Source organism: Burkholderia sp. 3C (genome assembly GCF_054589155.1).
On record NZ_BAAILN010000114.1, the window covers coordinates 1 to 16,393 of the forward strand.

At 66.8% G+C, this 16,393-nt stretch carries 11 protein-coding genes; 4 read left to right on the forward strand and 7 right to left on the reverse strand.

Annotation, left to right across the window (positions count from 1 at the left end):
• Nucleotides 1-69 precede the first annotated feature (69 nt).
• The 3 genes from ACYP33_RS23115 to ACYP33_RS23125 all read right to left on the reverse strand — a co-directional run bounded on the left by ACYP33_RS23115 (nucleotide 70) and on the right by ACYP33_RS23125 (nucleotide 6,765).
• Nucleotides 70-2,316, reverse strand: a complete 2,247-nt coding sequence (locus ACYP33_RS23115; RefSeq protein WP_459624080.1) for a hypothetical protein — start codon at nucleotides 2,314-2,316, stop codon at nucleotides 70-72.
• 137 nt (nucleotides 2,317-2,453) lie between these two features.
• Complete coding sequence (locus ACYP33_RS23120; protein WP_459624081.1) at nucleotides 2,454-5,006, reverse strand: energy transducer TonB; 2,553 nt, start codon at nucleotides 5,004-5,006, stop codon at nucleotides 2,454-2,456.
• Nucleotides 5,007-5,055: 49 nt separating this feature from the next.
• Entirely contained in the window at nucleotides 5,056-6,765 is a 1,710-nt protein-coding gene (locus tag ACYP33_RS23125; RefSeq protein ID WP_459624082.1) for a molecular chaperone HscC, read from the reverse strand.
• A gap of 449 nt (nucleotides 6,766-7,214) precedes the next feature.
• Between ACYP33_RS23125 and ACYP33_RS23130 the strand changes: the two genes are divergently transcribed.
• The 3 genes from ACYP33_RS23130 (at nucleotide 7,215) to ACYP33_RS23140 (ending at nucleotide 10,923) form a co-directional block, all read left to right on the forward strand.
• Entirely contained in the window at nucleotides 7,215-9,044 is a 1,830-nt protein-coding gene (locus ACYP33_RS23130) for an amidohydrolase (RefSeq protein ID WP_459624083.1), read from the forward strand.
• Between the two features lie 179 nt (nucleotides 9,045-9,223).
• Complete coding sequence (locus ACYP33_RS23135; protein ID WP_459624084.1) at nucleotides 9,224-9,820, forward strand: DUF1007 family protein; 597 nt, start codon at nucleotides 9,224-9,226, stop codon at nucleotides 9,818-9,820.
• A 41-nt stretch (nucleotides 9,821-9,861) separates the two neighbouring features.
• Entirely contained in the window at nucleotides 9,862-10,923 is a 1,062-nt protein-coding gene (locus tag ACYP33_RS23140) for a nickel/cobalt transporter (RefSeq protein WP_459624085.1), read from the forward strand.
• A gap of 82 nt (nucleotides 10,924-11,005) precedes the next feature.
• On the opposite strand, the gene ACYP33_RS23145 is transcribed toward ACYP33_RS23140, so the two are convergent.
• Complete coding sequence (locus ACYP33_RS23145; RefSeq protein WP_459624086.1) at nucleotides 11,006-11,638, reverse strand: FMN-dependent NADH-azoreductase; 633 nt, start codon at nucleotides 11,636-11,638, stop codon at nucleotides 11,006-11,008.
• Between the two features lie 130 nt (nucleotides 11,639-11,768).
• On the opposite strand from ACYP33_RS23145, the gene ACYP33_RS23150 reads away from it, so the two are divergent.
• Nucleotides 11,769-12,638: a LysR substrate-binding domain-containing protein gene (locus ACYP33_RS23150; RefSeq protein ID WP_459624087.1), complete on the forward strand. Its 870-nt coding sequence runs from the start codon at nucleotides 11,769-11,771 to the stop codon at nucleotides 12,636-12,638.
• A gap of 52 nt (nucleotides 12,639-12,690) precedes the next feature.
• On the opposite strand, the gene ACYP33_RS23155 is transcribed toward ACYP33_RS23150, so the two are convergent.
• The 3 genes from ACYP33_RS23155 to ACYP33_RS23165 all read right to left on the reverse strand — a co-directional run bounded on the left by ACYP33_RS23155 (nucleotide 12,691) and on the right by ACYP33_RS23165 (nucleotide 16,289).
• On the reverse strand, nucleotides 12,691-13,359 hold the full coding sequence (locus tag ACYP33_RS23155; RefSeq protein ID WP_459624088.1) for a hypothetical protein: 669 nt from the start codon (nucleotides 13,357-13,359) through the stop codon (nucleotides 12,691-12,693).
• On the reverse strand, nucleotides 13,359-14,762 hold the full coding sequence (locus ACYP33_RS23160; protein WP_459624089.1) for a selenium-binding protein SBP56-related protein: 1,404 nt from the start codon (nucleotides 14,760-14,762) through the stop codon (nucleotides 13,359-13,361). Before ACYP33_RS23160 ends, ACYP33_RS23155 begins: the two co-directional genes overlap by 1 nt.
• A gap of 384 nt (nucleotides 14,763-15,146) precedes the next feature.
• On the reverse strand, nucleotides 15,147-16,289 hold the full coding sequence (locus ACYP33_RS23165) for a porin (RefSeq protein WP_459624090.1): 1,143 nt from the start codon (nucleotides 16,287-16,289) through the stop codon (nucleotides 15,147-15,149).
• Nucleotides 16,290-16,393: the final 104 nt, after the last annotated feature.

The following is a 16,393-nucleotide window of genomic DNA, read 5'->3' on the forward strand; positions in this document are numbered from 1 at the left end:
CCTTCGTGCTGATGCACGAAGGCCGCGTCGATCCGCACCGTCGTCAGTCTCGCGGCATGAACGCCGCGCTTACACCATCTCGTCGCCGGTCGGCTCCGCTGCGGGGCCGCGATGGCGCGACCGCGCGAGCCGGCTGACCGCGTCGGTGCCGCTCGCCACCGCCTGGCCGACCAGGCGCGCACCGGCGCCCGGCGCGCGCACCACGCCGTCGACGGCCATCGCCGTGGCGTTGGCGGTCGGCTTGACCACATAGGTGCCGGCCGCCGCCGCGCCCGCCAGCATCGCTCGGCCGGCCGGCGTGAGCACCGGCGCGAGCGCCTCGCCCGTCTTCTGCGCCGTCCACGCGATGCCCTGCCCCACGGGCTTCAGCGCATGTTCGTAGGCCGCGCCCGGCAGCGCCTGCACGCCCTGGCCGACCGCGCCGGCGTAATGCATGCCGTATTCCGCGCTTTTCTCGACCAGCCCCATCGCGCTGCCCAGTGCCACCGTGACGGCGTAGCCGAGTTGCGCGTTGCGCTCGCCGTACGGCCGCGCGATATGGTCGAGGTCGGCCAGCGATGTCTGGTCCGATTTCGCGATCTGGCCGAGCATGCCGCTTTGCTTGGCGGCGTCGGTGGTGATGCGCGCATCTTCCTGGCTCGAATCCGCGCCCACCCATTTTTCGGCTGCCATCGTCGACACCATGCTGATGACTTCGGTCGGCGTGGAGTACATCAGCGTGATCAACTGCTCGACCGTGCCCGGCAGCACGCCCGCGTGCGACAGCAGTGACAGCATCAGGCCGAGCGTCGCGGCGATTTCGCCGCCGGTGGCCATCGAGCGGATCGCCGAGCCGGTGCCGCGCCCGGCGCGCAACGTGGCGAGCGCTTCGTCGCTGACGTGCTTGAGCACGTCGTCCACTTGCGGGCGCGGCAGGGTGCCGGCCTCGATCATCGCCATCTTCTGCTCGACCAGCGCCTGGTGATCCTCCATCACTTCGAGCGGCACCATCGCGCCGGAGGTCCAGGTGGCGAGCAGGTTGGTGACCTGCTTGGCCACCAGCAGGCCGACCGCCAGCTTGTCGTGGCCGCTTTCCTTTGCGGCCTTCGCCAGCTCGCGCACGAAGTTGTTCGGCAGCGAGCCGACCGCCGCGATCGAGCCGGAGAATGCCGCGCCCTTGAGGTCGCCGAGCGCTTCGGACAACTGAGCGGGCATGAAGCTGCCGCCCTTCATCACTTCCATGAGCCGCTTGATGACCATCGAGTCGAAGGTTTCGGCGAACAGCGGCGTGAGCGAATCGAGCAGCGGGCCGTACTTGGCGGCAGCGGCCGGGCCGATCGCCGTCTTCACGCTGGCCCAGACGCCGTAGTCGAACGTCGCGCCGATCGCGCCGGTGCCGACCAGGCTCGCGCCGAGGCCGTAGGCCAGCTCCTTGTTGAAATCCTTGTTGGTGGCGAGCGACAGCATCGACATCGCGCCGAAATCGCCCCGGAATTTCGCGAGCCGTGCCTGCTTGGCCGGATCGTTCGGCTGGTGCGTGAGTGCGGCCTGCAGGCGCGCGCTCGCGCCGTGGTCGGGCGTCACGCGGATCTGGATGCCGACCTCGCGCAGGAAGGCGCTCGGATGCTGATCGGTGCCCGGCATGCGCGCCTCGGGCGTGAACGCGTTGTCGCCCTTGGCGATCGCGTCGCGCAGCAGATCGGTGGCCACCAGCATGTTGCCGCCGCAAAGCTTGCGGAAGCTGCCCATCTTCTCCATCAACTGCGCATCCCACTCGACATGAATCTGCGCGCCGGGCGCGATGTTCAGATGCTTGAGCGCTTCGGGATCGAGTTCACCGATCAGGTTCAGCACGCTCTGCACGCCGTGATCTTCCTTGCAGACGGGCGTGCCGTCGCTGCCGACGGTCAGTGCGCCGCCGCACGGCGACGGCAGCTTCAGCGTGATTTCGTCATCCTCATCGTTGCTCGATGCGATGCTCGGCGCCGCGCTGGCATGCGTGCCGGCCGCCGAGTGCGTGCGCGACAGGCGCGCCAGTTCGATCGATGGGTTGTCGCCGTGCGCGCGCGAGCTGGTCGGCGAGCCGGGGCGGTGCGGCGGCAGCGCGCCCTTGCGCAGGCGAGAGGCGGTCTTGCTTGCGGTGGAGGCGGCATCGGAGCCGGCGCTTTCGCTCGGGCGGCGCGATTTCAGGGCCGAGAACTGGGCCGATGCGGCTTCCGCGTGCTTGCCCGTGGGGCGGCCGGCATCGGGCGTGGACGCGGTGTCGGGCGAGGGGGCATCGGTTTGGGCGGCGTGGGTGGACGGGGCGGGAGAGCCGGAACGAATCGATGAGGGCATGGTGAATGCGCGTTAAGCGAAGGACGAACGTGGCCCGAACACTACGCGCGCCTCGCCGCGGTGCGCGGCGAGGGGGCGAAACGAGAGGTGGGTTTGCGAAGTGTTGAGGATTGGTCAGGATCGGGCGGGCAGGTGCCTCATCCCTGATCGTTGCGCAGTGAAAATATGAAAGGAATACTGACTTTCTCCCGCATCGCCCGGCCGTTCACGAGATACGGCTTGCAGGTCATGGCCAGCACGGCCTGGCGGGCGGCCTCGTCGAGGTCGTCGTGCTGGCTGCTCTGCACGATCGAGACGGATTCCGGCAGGCCCTGGGGCGACAGCACCGCGCGAATCACCACGCGGCCGCTCAGGCCGTGGCGGCGCGCGGAGGCCGGATACTCGGGCGCCGGAACGTGGCAGTCGGGGCGGTTCAGCGCGGCGGCGGCGGGCAGGTCGATCACGCTCGATGCGGCGGCCGGCGAGGCGCGGCTCGTGAGGGTGTTCGCGGTGTCCGTCGCGGCCGGATGCAGCAACAGCATGTCGAGCTTCTGCGTGGGCTGCGTCACATTCGATGTGTCGAGGCGTGCGGGCCGGTGAGCGTTGGCATCGGGCTTGAACGACGCGTAGCCGAGATTGAACGAGACGAAGGCGGTCAGCGTCCAGAGCACGATGAAGGTCAGCAGGGTCACCCCGAGGCGCAGCCGCATCGAGGTGACGGGGCGATGCCAGCCGCTGCGTATCCGATACCGATAAGGGCGGCCGGCCAGCCATTTGGCGCGGAGTTCGGCGGCGTGCTCGGCCGAGCCGCGTGCAAGCGCATACGTCACGCTGATGGCCGCCACGATGGGCCACGCGAACAGCACGCCGAATTCGACCGGACCCAGCAGGTTCAACGGAATCAGCGCCGCGAACAGCAACCACTGCTTGCGGGGCCGGCCCCACTCGACGATGGAGATGCTGGTCAGCGCGGCCGCCACGAGGAGCGGCAGGGCGAACGGCGCGGCGGCGTGAACCACCGCAGCCATGCCGAGCATCGATGCGGCCGCGCCCAGCAGCCCGGCCACGATCCACCACGCTGCCGCCGCCAGTTTCATGGTGTGGCGGTTGGTCCTGAGCGCGAGCGACAGCGAGGTTTGCACCGGCAGGAGCGCGAGGATCAACGGGCCGTTGATCAGGCTCCAGAGCAGGCTGCGCGCGCCGAACACCTCTGCATGAAACGCCTGCGTGCCCAGCACCGGCGCCAGCATCAGGCTGCAGACGAGCGACATCGAATAGAGCGAAGCGGGCACGGCGGCCATCGCCCAACCGAGCGCGGCGATCAGGCCGAACAGGCCGCCAAGCTGGATGCCCTGCAGGTCGTGCAGCCGCCCTTCCATGAGCGTGATCGAGGCGATCGTCCAGAGTCCTATCCATCCATAGCGGAACGGCGGGCGATCCTCGACGCGCCGATACCATCGACGGGCACGGTCGGGCCAGAACAGCAGGGCGAGGGCCGGCACCAAGAGCGCCGTGGTGGCGAAAATCGGCAGCGCGGCGAAGGTCACCCAGGGCGGCGCCCACATCAGCAGCCGGAACGGGCCGGCGGCCACCCACACGATCGCCGCAAACCAGCTGGCCAATACGACGCCGGCCTGCCAGGCGGGTGCCTTCAGGCGCGAGTCGTATTGCGCTTCCCAGAACGCGAGCGTGGCCAAGTCGAAGCGATGCGCCACGACATGCCGCGGATGGCCGCGCAGTGCCGCGAGTGCCTTGTTCAACTGGGTGGCGCGTCGGCTCGACAGCAGCATGAGCCGGGCGCGTTGCGGCGACACGGGCGCGTTGATCAGGAGTGCGAATGCCTTGGGCAGATCGTGTTCGATGCGGCGGGACAGGCGATCGGCCTGCACGCGCGCCATCGCGAGGTGACCGACAGTCTGCAGCGCGCGCAGGATGAAGCTCGAATCGCGCTCCCATTGCATGATGTCGGCGATTTCGATGCGCAGCGCGGGGTCGGCGTTGTCGCGGGCGCAGTACTGCGCGCACAACAGTTCGAACGCGTCGCGGGCCGCCAGATGGGTCAGGGCGTCGTCGCGGAGCATGGCGGCCAGCGCGATGGGTTGCGCTGGCGGGCCGCGTCGCGAGGCGATGAAGCGCTGCCACGCGGCCGTGGCGATCTCGTTGGGGGAGACCGGGGGCGTGGGTGGCGGCTCTGGCGGCTCGAACCGGGGTGGCGAGGGTGGGCTCGGGTCGGCCGGGATGGCGGGCGTCGTGGGCGGTGGAACGACTGCCGGCACCACCGGTGCCGCAGGCGGTTGAATCGCGTCCGGAATGACCGGTGCCGCAGGCGGTTGAATTGCCTCCGGGATGACCAGAGCCGCAGGCGGTTGAATCGCTTCGGGGATGGCCGATGCCACAGGCGGCTGAACCGCCTCCGGCACGATCGGAGCCACGGGCGGCCGATTCGCTTCGGGATCGTCCGCCACGTCAGGCGCTTGAACCTCATCCGTGCCTACCGGCCGTACCGGCTCCGCAGCCGCCCGAACCTCGACGTCATCCCTGCGCGGTTCATCACGCGCTTCCCGCGCCGCCCGCGCCTGCGCGATCTGCCGCGCCCGCTCGTAGGCTTCGCGCAGCGCCTGGAACGCGACCGGATCGTCGTCGGGCCGGGTGGTCTTGAGCCGTTGGGCATAGGCGCGCCGGATGTCGGTTTCGGTCGCGTGGGCGGGCACGCCGAGCGTGTCCCAGATCGATGGTACGGAGGAATTCATGCGCGCCGGGTCAGAAGATCTGGCGGGTTTCGAAGTGCTCCAGCACCCGCTTCAGCGCGGCCTGCGCCTGGACGATCGTTTCGGGGTCCTGGGTTTCGAGCACGGACTGGAACGTCACGATCTGCTGCCCGATGAAATGGCGCGGATCGCCCAGCAATTCCTGGAACAGGCGATCGGCGCGCGCCAGCAGCGTGCGGTTCTCGGTGGTTTCGCGCGGATGAATCTTCATCTTGTTCAACGCCTGCAAGCGCGCGGCGATCTCGTCCGGGCTCAACACGCCCGGGTTTTCCTCGATCACCAGCGTGTGCGCCTGGCCGTCGGGCAATTGCCGGGCGATCACTTCGAGCAGCCCGTTGACGTCGTACGTGAAGCGCACCTCGATCTTCACCGAGCCCGCCGGGGCGGCCGGCACATCGATCGGCAGGCGGCCCAGCAGGATGTTGTCGGCCACCGCGTGCGATTCGCCCTGATACACCTTCAGGTTCACGCGCGTCTGGTTGTCGTGCATCGTGTAGACCGTCTTCGCGCGGCTGGCCGGCACGGTGGTGTTGCGCTCGATGAGCGGCAGGAAGCTGCCTTCGCTGACGTGATTCGGCGTGACCTGCGTGGCGACCTCGACGCCGAGGCTGTACGGCGCCACGTCGGTCATCACGATTTCCTCCAGCGCCGCGTCGCGTTGCTTGAGCCCGGCCTGCACCGCCGCGCCCAGCGCCACGGCCTCGTCAGGATTCAGCGAACCCGCCGGCAGCCGGCCAAACAGCAGGCTCGCCATGCGCCGCACCACCGGCATGCGCGTGGCGCCGCCCACCAGGATCACGTCGTTGAGTTCGGCCAGCGGAATCCGGGCGTCGCGCAGGGCGCGCGTCACCGGTTGGCGCAGCCGGTCGAGCAGCGACGTGCACAGCGTTTCGAATTCGGCCGACGTGACGGCCATCTCGTAGGCGGTGCCGTCGAGCGTCGCGCGCATCTGCGCGCTGCCGCCCGCCGTGAGTGCGCGCTTGGCGCTTTCGGCTTCGTGCAGCAGGCGCTGCAGGTCGACGGGGTGCGCGCGCAGCCGTTCCGCATCGAGCCGGTGCCGCGCGAGGAACGCGTCCACCAGCACGCCGGTGAAATCCTCGCCGCCGAGCATGTTGTCGCCGGCGCTGGCGCGGATCTCCATCACGCCTTCGAAGATGTCGATGATCGAGACGTCGAACGTGCCGCCGCCCAGGTCGAAGATCAGGAATTTGCGCTCGGCGTCGCGCTCGTGCACGCCGTAGGCCAGCGCGGCGGCGGTCGGCTCGTTGATGAGCCGCGCGACGTTCAGGCCGGCCAGGTCGCCGGCCGTGCGCGTGGCCTTGCGCTGGGTGTCGTTGAAATAGGCCGGCACGGTGATCACGGCCTGCTCGACGGGGTGGCCGAGATACGCCTGCGCGTCGGCCTTCAGCGCGCGCAGCACGAATGAGGACAATTCCTCGGGCCGGTAGCTGGCCTGCCCGAGCCGCAGCTTGCGGGCCGTGCCCATGTAGCGCTTGAAGTTGGCGGCGGTCAGATCGGGGTGCGTATGCAGCCGGTGCAAGGCGGCGCGGCCGACCAGCACGCTGCCGTCGTCGTCGATGCCGACGCAGGACGGCGTGAGAAACTCGCCGAGCGCATTGGGAATCAGAACCGGCGCGCCGTCTTTCCATACGGCGGCCAGACTATGCGTCGTACCGAGATCGATACCGATAATCGTATTCACCCCATTCCCTCGCACGATGTTCTCTCATTCACGGCATGGCCTGTGGCGGCACGCGCGTATTCGGCCTGACGCGCGAGGCTACCATGGAATGCGAAAGGCTTAATCTTCAATTTGATCGATTGTTTCGCGATTCAAACAAGGTTGAAGCCATTTGTAAAAATATTCTCTGCCTGTCATTAAGACGAAGCGTGTCGCGCGTCATGCCGGTCATTTATAGTCGAACGCGCGCGGGCCGACGTTGCGCCGTCTACGGGGATGCACCGACGGCCGTCACGGCGGCTCCGCGTATCGGCAGGCTGGACACATGCGCGCCGTGGGCCGGAGCGCATCGATCGTCGTTGGCCTGATTCGATGGGATTTTATTCGATCGTTATAAAACAGAACGTAAAAGGAAACGAATCATGTCGGAAACCGTTCATTTTGGCTGCGCATGCTGCAGTCCGCATATCATGCCGTCGTTCGATCACGCCTCACCGGAATGGAAAACGCATATCGCCGGTTTGCCGCCATTGCGTGATGGCGATGGCCGGGAGCCGGTTATCTTTTACGGCGGCGCCATTTATCCGGACCCCGAGCGGCCGGAATGGCGTGTCGAGGCGATCGGTATCGCCGACCGCAAGGTCATCGCCGTCGACAGCCTCGAGGCAGTGCGTGCGCAGATGCACGACCAGCAGTTCGCCGAGCCGGTGACCGAGTACGCGCTCGCCGCCGGCCAGGCCCTGCTGCCGGGCCTGATCGATCCGCACGCGCACCTGATGACGAGTGCGCTCGTCAAATCGTGGACCGACCTGAGCCCGTTCAAGGGCCAGGAACTGCTGCACCCGTACAACAAGGACGTGATCGGCACGCGGCTTGTCGATGCGGTGAAGGCCGCGAAGGAGGTGACCCCGCCGGCCAATGTCCAGCGCTGGGTGTGCGGCTTCGGCGTGGACCCGTCGCTGATGCAGACGTGGGAGGAGCCCGATGCCGAATGGCTCGACGGCTTCGCGCCGGATACCGGTTTGCCCGACGATGTCGGCATCTTCCTGCTCAACGCGTCCGGCCACATCAGCTATGTCAACACGGTCGCGCTGAAGCGGGCGGGCATCGACAAGATCTATCCGACAGGTGTCCTGACCGAAGAGCATTCCAAGCTCGTGTCGAATCTGCTGCCGGTCGATCCGAAGGTCATGTTGGCGAACCTGCTGAAGGTGTTCGCGGAGGCCAATCAGCGCGGCATCACCACGATCTTCGACGCGGGCCTCGGCATGTTGAGCGGGCCTGCCGAGGTCGATACGATGCGCGCCCTGGCCAATACGGCCGCGCTGACGGTGCGGGTGGGCGCCGCGTTGTACGGCAACGATCCCGACGCGCTGGGCGGATGGCTCGCGTTCTACCGGCCGGAACTCGACAGCCATCCGGAGGTGTTGTTCAGCCTGCGTGCGATCAAGCTGATCGCCGACGGGTCGAATCAGGGTTTGACGGGCCTGCAGAGCGCCCCGTATCGATGCTGCAACGAGCATGCGGTGCCGGGCGTCGGCAAGTACGGCCTGTTCAATTTCACGCCCATGCGGGGCCTGGCGAAACAGATGGCGCGGGCGGCCGATGCGGGATGGCCGATCCTCACCCACGCCAACGGCGACGACGGGATCGTCAATGTGCTGGCCGCCTATCAACTGGCGCTCGACAAGGTGCCGCCGCCGGGCGCCGATCGCGACCCGGCGCCCATCAAGGCGCGCCACCGCATCGAACATGCCTCGCTGCTGCACGACAACGCGTTGCAGACCATGAAGCGCATGTCGATTTCGCCGAGCTTCCTGATCGGCCACGTCGGTTATTGGGGCAAGGCGTTCTGCGACACGATCCTGGGCTACGAGCGCGCGCAATTGCTGGATCGCTGCGCGTCGGCGCTGGCGGCCGGCATGCGCATCAGCCTGCACAGCGATCACTTCGTCTCGCCGTTCGGGCCGCTGCGATACATGGAGCAGGCGGTCGGCCGCGTGATGGAAGCCACGCGCGTGCCGCCCACGGGCGACGCCGCGACCGGGCCGGTGGAAGTGCTGAACCCGTCGGAGCGCCTGAGCATCGCGCAGGCGCTGCGCGCCGTCACGATCGACGCGGCCTGGCAATGTCACCTCGACACGCAGATCGGTTCGCTGCTGCCGGGCAAGCAGGCCGACCTGGTGATCCTCGACCAGGACCCGCTGACATGGCAGGCGCTCGACGCGGCAGGCATGCGCGACATCGTGGTGCGGGAAACCTGGGTGAGCGGGCGGCGCGTGTATCCGGCCGCGCAGTAAGCGCGCCGGCGGCGGCCGATCGAACGAGCGGCCGGCGCGGCGTGCGAAATGCGCCGGGCCGGCCGCCCGCGCTGTATCGAATCGCAGCGGGCGCGTCCGGCCGAAGCCCCGCTATACTCGCGTCGTCGCGCGCTGCGAGGCACCGTGCCTCGGCCCGCCGGAACCAACAATCGAAAGCGATGTGGAATCTTACTGTCGTCAGGCGGCTCGCCGGGGCCGCCGCTTTGGTCGTATCGGGCGTGGCGGCCGCGCACCCGCATGTGTGGATTCGCTATGCGGCGCGCGTGCAGATGCAGGGCACGGCCGTCACCGCCATTGCCGAAAGCTGGCGCTTCTCGGAAGGGTTCCCGGTGCAGATCGTCGGCATCGATTCCCTGCCCGAGAACGGGCCGCTCGATGCCAAGCAAACTGAAATCTTCCGCAAGCAGGCGTTTTCCTCGCTCGCGGGCGCGCAATATTTCAGTCACCTTTACGTCAATGGCGAAGCGCAACCGTTCGGCGAGCCGACCGGGTTCCGCGTGTCGATCGATCACGGCAAGCTGGTCTACACCTTCATGCTGCCGCTCAAGGCGCCGGTGGATGCCGGCAGTGCGCGCAAGGTGTCGCTCGGCATCTGGGACGAATCGTTCTTCGTGGACTACGAACCGAATGGCGCGACGCCCGTGACGCTCGAAGGCCATCCCGCCGCCGCCTGCACCGCGAAGGCGTTCCAGGATCGCACGCACCCCATCTTCAACGGCCTCTATCTGCCGCAGGCATTTGCTTTGTCATGCTGAGACTCTCACGGCCCGCGATGGCCTTTTTCCTGGCATGTTGCATGGCGTTGGCGGGCTTCGGCTTGGCCGTGCCGTGTTACGCCGCTGCGCCCACCGTCGATGTATTCGGCCAGCCGATCCGGCCGGCGTCGTCGGCGTCCTCCACGCAAGCTGCCGCGCCGGCTCCGGTTCCGGAGCCGCAGCACACGGTGGTGTTGCCGGAATTCGCGCGCACGCTGCTGGTCACCACGCTGATCTGGCAGGGCAAGCTCAATGCGCATATCGCCGACGTCGCCGCGCAATTGCGGCGCGACGCGTCGCCGTTGGCCTGGCTGACGCTGCTCGCTGTATCGTTCGCCTACGGCATGCTGCATGCGGTCGGGCCGGGGCACGGCAAGCTCGTGGCCGGCGCTTACCTGGGTTCGCGGCGCACGCGGGTGGCGCAGGCCATCGGCCTGGCAAGCTGGGGCGCGGCCGTGCAGGCGATGAGCGCCATCGTGCTGGTGTTCGGTGCGGCGTGGTTCGCGCAGGCGGGCATGTCGAACGTGCTGTCCAACGCGGCCTCGCTCGATGTCGTCAGCTACCTGCTGCTGTGCGTGGCCGGCATCTTCACGCTTTACAACACGCTGACGCGCCGCGATTGCTGCGTGGACCCGGTCGCGATCAAGCTCGTGCCCGACGCGCGCGACACCCCGGACGACGCGCCCGCCTATCTTGGCGCGAAGCTGCGGGTGCATGCCCGTTCGTCGCGCCGCGCGATGGTGGCCAACCCGTCGAGGTGGACGGTGACACTGCAGATCCTCGCGACCGGTTTCGCATCGGGCGTGCGGCCCTGCGTCGGCTCGATCTTCGTGTTGATCGCGTCGGTGGCGGCGCGCGCGCCGTGGATCGGCATCGCGGCCGCGTTCGCGATTGCTGCTGGCGTGGCCGTGACGGTGACGCTGTTCGGCCTCGGCGCGATCGGCGCGAACCGCTTCATCATGGGGCGCGGCATCCGCCTGCGGGCGCGGTTGCAGACGGCGCAGCGCGTGGTGGGGATTGCGGGGGCGGCGGCGATCGTGTTGTTCGGGGCGGTGCAGGCGGCGTTGATTTTGACGGGTTATGTGCAACCCGAGTTGACCTGAATTTTTTACGATTGCGCGCCGTCGCAAATCATCACGGCCGTTTCTTCCCACCGCTACAAAGCCGCACCGAAGCTCTGTGCGACTAGAACTCAAGCGCGATCGCACGCGCCTCTTCGATTGCACCGATTCGATCGGCCTTCCCTTCCGCGCCGAGCAACGTGCGCTCGACGACAATCCCGACGACGTCCTCCACCCCCACGAACTTGAGCCAGGTTTCCATGTAGGGCCGCTGGAGATCAAACTCGCTGGCCGGCGTGAATGAACCGGGAGACGTAAAGTTGAGCCCGCGCGCGTAGACGACCGCCGCCTTTTTCCCACGCAACATGCCGGTAAAACCCGAGCTGTCGAACGAGAAGAGCACGTCCTTCTGCGAGATGGCATCGATCAGATGTTTCAGCTTGTAGGGAATGCTGAAGTTCCACAGAGGCACCCCGAACAGCAGCTTGTCCGCCGCGAGAAAGGGGGCAGCGAGTTCCTTGATGCCTTGCCATGCCTCGGCTTGTGCCGGCGTCAGGGCCACCCCGTTCAGCCCGGCGTATTTCGCGGCCAGGGCGTCGGCGTCGAATTCAGGAATCCTCAGATTCCAGATGTCGAGCTTCTCTATTACATGATCGGGATGCGCCAGCCGGTACGCATCCAGAAAGGCATTGCACACTTCGATCGACGCCGAATGGGCCTTGTTGGGTGAACCTTCGATATAGAGCACGCGAGTCATGTAACCGGTCCTTGTCAGGGGGCGGCGACGGGCGGAATGCGCGGTCGCTCACCGTGATTCGCAGCGTACCGGGCGACGATATAATTTGGAAACGCTATTAATTTGTCGAATTAACCTGATTTGGTGATCAATGGGCCATCCGCTCGATACCGCGCTCCTCCACACGTTCGTCGCCGTTGCGGAGGCTCGGAGCTTTACCGGGGCCGGTCGTCGGCTGCATCTGAGTCAGTCGGCGGTCAGTGCCCAGGTGGTTCGGCTGGAACAGCAAATCGCGCGCACGCTTTTCGTCCGCAACACGCGCAGCGTCGCGCTCACCGAGCATGGCCAGACGCTGCTCGGATACGCGCGCGCCATGCTCAATCTCAGCGAGGAAGCCAGAGCCCGATTGGGAACGGGCAATATCTACAGCGGCAAGCTTCGGATCGCCGCTTCGGAGGACATTGCGGGGGATTGGCTGCCTGACGCGATGCGCCGCTTTCGCGCCGCGCGCCGTGGGTTGCAACTGGATCTGACGGTCGACATCGGCGACAGCTTGTTTCGACGACACGCCAAGGGCGATTTCGATCTCGTGATCGGCAGCCGGTGTTCCGCCTCGAACAAGGGCGCGACCTTGTGGCGAGAACCGCTCGCCTGGGCGTTTGCGCGTCATGAGCCGCTTCCCGAAGGCGAGCTGGCGTTGGCGTGTTTTCCGGACCCGTGCCCGTTTAGAGAGGCGGCCGTCAAGGCGCTCGCGTTGGCCGACACCCCCTATCGAATTGCGTGCGAAAGCCCGAGTGTCACGGGTATCAGGGCGTTCGCGCGAGCCGGCATTGCCGTGGCGCCCGTGCCGCGCAGCGCGATCGACGGCGAGCTGCGCGAACTCGGCCCGGCAGACGGCTTGCCGGTGCTCCCGGATATCGAATTCGTCATGATGTACGACGCCGAGATTCCGGCTGCGGTGGAATTCGCCGAGACGATTTTCGACGAAATCGCACATCGCACGGGCAGCGTCAAACGCTGAGCGCTGCTCGATCAGCCGATAGAGAGATTCGCGCTTCCGCACGCCACGGTAATCAGGACTGCCGGATACATTCCAGCAACGAAACCCCGCCGACCAGCACAAGGCTCGAGGCCCACACGGCATCCAGATTGAACCAACTGCGCGCGACGAAGCGCAGCCCGAGATAGCGGTAGACGAGCCACGCCAACAGGCCACCGGCGCCGATCATCGCGAGCGCATGCACCAGCGACACCAGCAGCGCCATCCGCAAATCGAAGCCGATCAGGGTTTGCGCCGCCCGATGCGCGGTGTCCATGGGCGCGGCGCGGCACAGGCCCAGATAGATCGGCAGCAGCATCAGCGCGGCGCCATGGCCCAGTGCGACCAGACACGACCACAACGCAAGCCGCGCAGGCGGAATGCGCGCAAGCACGCGCAGATGACGGCGCCGGATCAACAGCATCGCGCCAAACGCCATCACCAGCAGGCTCGCCCCGATCTGGATGCGGGTTTGCCAGCCGGCCAGCATCGTCAACAACGCGAACGGCACCATCACCATCAGCATCGCCGAAAGATGCCCCGCTGCAAGATACGCCAGCGCCGAAAGCAAGGCACGCGGCCGTCGCGCCATCAGCCCGTTCGACACCGCAAGCGGCCAGCCCATCGCCGGATTGATGCCGTGATAGACGCCGCTTGCGAGCACTGCCAGCCACAGGCCGTCCTGCACGCTCACCGGCAGCATCAGGCTGCCGATGGATAGCAGAACGAATCGGTCGAGCAGTCGCCGCCTTCGAGGCGGATCTGATGCGCGCGATAACCGTCGGGAAACTCGACGAAATAGTCGCTCGCAAGCCTCAGGCCGCCATCGGCGCCGGCGTACGCCATGACTTGTGCGCCGGGCACGCCGTCCGGGTAGAACTGATCGTCCCACGTGGAATACAGGGAGTTGGTCCAATACACGCGCTTGCCATCGCGGCTGATCTCGACCATTTGCGGGCCGCCCGCGAACGGCTTGCCGTTCGGATGGCCTTTGCGTTCGACAATGCCGCCGATTCGCACGGACCCGGCCAGCCGAGGCTTGCGCGGGTCGCTGACGTCGTATTGGCGCATTTCGCCGGTGCCCCAACACGCAACGTAGAGAAAGCGGTCGTCGAGTGACAGGTCGATGTCGGTGACGAGCGGCGGCACCGCGCCGAACGCTTTCAGTATCGGCGGCAATTGATCTGCCGCGGCGGGCTCCGCGGGGATCGTGATGGTCTTTTCGATGTGGAAGCGGCCGCCTTCGCGCCACCAGGTCCAGATCGACCCTTCGAGGTTCGTGGTGTCGACGACCACGCCGACGAACCCGTACTCGCGCACGGGATCATGCGCGGGCCGCACTTCGAGCGCCATTTGATGCCGGGGGCCGAGGTCGATCGTCTGCACGTTGCGGCGCGCGCGCAGATCCCAGAAATGCAGCTTGTGCCCGTATCGGTTCGCCAGCAGTTCTTCCGGCACGATGCCGTTCTCATACTGCGGCGGCAGCGCCCACTCGCTCGACACCATGTAGTTGCGCGGCAGATTCCACCAGAAATCGTAGTGCTTCTCCTGCGCGCCGCGTTCCATCTCCCAACGGCCGAGCACCTCGAACGTTTCGCAATCGATGATGAAGATGCCCGGCGGGCCGTCGGTGCCGTCCTTGCCGCCGCCTCCGAGCGTGCTCACGTAAATGCCCTCCGGCCCGCAGTGCACCGTGTGCGGACGCGAATAGCCCGTTTTGGCGAATACCTCTTTCGGCTCGATGATCTTGTGAATGCGCGCCTGCGTCGGCTCGGGCTTCGTATCGATGATGTAGATGCGGGACGAACGCAGGCCGGGGATGATCAGGAAACGCCGCTCGAGAAACGCGTGCCCCGAGAGCGGCGACAACGACGACGAACAGGCATTCCAGCCGAAGTGATGAAATTCGTCGCCGGCTTCGGGCATGGTGACCGTGTGCACGACCTGGCCGTAGGTGGGCGATTCAGGCTTCACGTCGATCACGGCGAGCGCGTCGGGCTTCGAAAAATCCGGACTGAGCAACAGCGTGTACGCAAAGTTCTCCGTCGGCGCCTCCATCGCGAGTTTTGGCGATGCGTGAAAAGTGGGGTCTGGACGCATACCCATGGTGCATTCTCCTTGGTCATGACGTTGATCACGCGGCTCGACGACGAGCCAGCGCACCGTGGGCAAGCGGCAATTGCGGCCGTAGCCATGCCTGCATTCCGTGCCTGCAACAGTACGGATCGACCGGGTATGTGTCCAGTCGTGCGGGTGGTTCCGGCCGTGTCATCGAGTCGCAAAACCGGGTGGCTCGTCGCACGGACTTCGTCGCGCTGCTGGCCCCTGGGGCGAATCGTGTCGTGAATCGGCAAATGAGTTTTCTTGTCAGCAGGGTGCGTGCGCAAACCCGGAAACATGACGGCCGTGCCCACGCATCTTCAGGCACACATGCCGGGTCGGCGCTTGACCATGCACCGGCATGCTCATCGATAGGACGAGCGCGCCCGATCAGAACGAATGGCGCATCCCGACCATCAGGCCCAGTTGTCCCATGCCGGGCGCGGGCGTGGTGCCGCCGCCGCCCTGGCTGATCGTGTAGGCCGCATGCGCGCTGTTGAACAGATAGCCGCCCTGCAGGTAGACGGCGGTCTGCTTCGACAGCGCGTAGGTGGTGCGCCCCATCACGATGGTGCCGCGCGTGTCGTGCGCGGCATTGACGATGCGGTACACGCCACCGTCGAAGGAGAGGTCGGGCAGCAGCGAGTACGAGGCGGTCAGATAGAACAGGTTCGAGCGCACCGTCGACGGCGCCGGCCCCTGGAATTCGACGTGTCGTCCGAGCCAGCCGCCGCCCACTTTCACCGGGCCGAGATTGGCATAGCCGGTCAGTTGCGCGCGCGCATCGACATCGCCGGGCGCGGTGAGCGCGGCCGGCGCGACGCCGTCGAAGAAGTTCGCAGCCGCGCCGGTGCCGCCGTGCTGCTCGTCGTAGGAGGCCGCCACGCCGAATCCGTTGGCGTCGTAACGGAGCATCGCCGACCACTGGCGGCATGGCTCGAAGCTGCCGGCCACCTGGCCGGCGCAGGTGCCTTGCCCCGGCGAGTTGCCGGTGCCGCCGGAATCGCGCCCGAACGAATAGGTCGCGCCGGCCGTAACGCCGCGATACGTGCCTTTCCAGGCGACGGTGTTGTCGCTGCGCGCGTTGGGAATGTAGAGGTCCAACGAACTGAGGCCGCCGTAGATGTCGGGGCCGAGCAGGTCGGAATCCTGTATCGCCCAGAGCGTCATGGTGTATTGCCGACCGAAGCTCAAGGTGCCGAACGGCCCCTTGATGCCCACCCAGGCCTGCCGGCCGAACAGGCGTCCGCCCTGGTTCGAGGAGCCCGAGGCGACGTTGAAGCCGCTCTCGAGATCGAATACCGCGGACAGGCCGCCGCCGAGCCCTTCCTCGCCGCGCATGCCCCACCGCGAGGGCAGCTCGCCGGTGATCGACGGCATCCGCACCACGCGGTCGCCGTTCCTGTCGGCATGCGTGACGAGTTCGACGCCGGTATCGAGAATGCCGTACAACGTGACGCTGCTTTGCGCGACGGCCGCCGAACAGCCGGCCATGCCGATCAAGGCGCCCGTCAGGGCGTGTTTTGCTTTCATCGTCTCCTCCTGGGTTGTCGTTGTGGGTTGGGGCGTGCATCGCCCCGCTCTGGCGGCGGGTGCGACGCGCCCCACGCCGCGATCGATCGCGGCGTGCGTGCAAG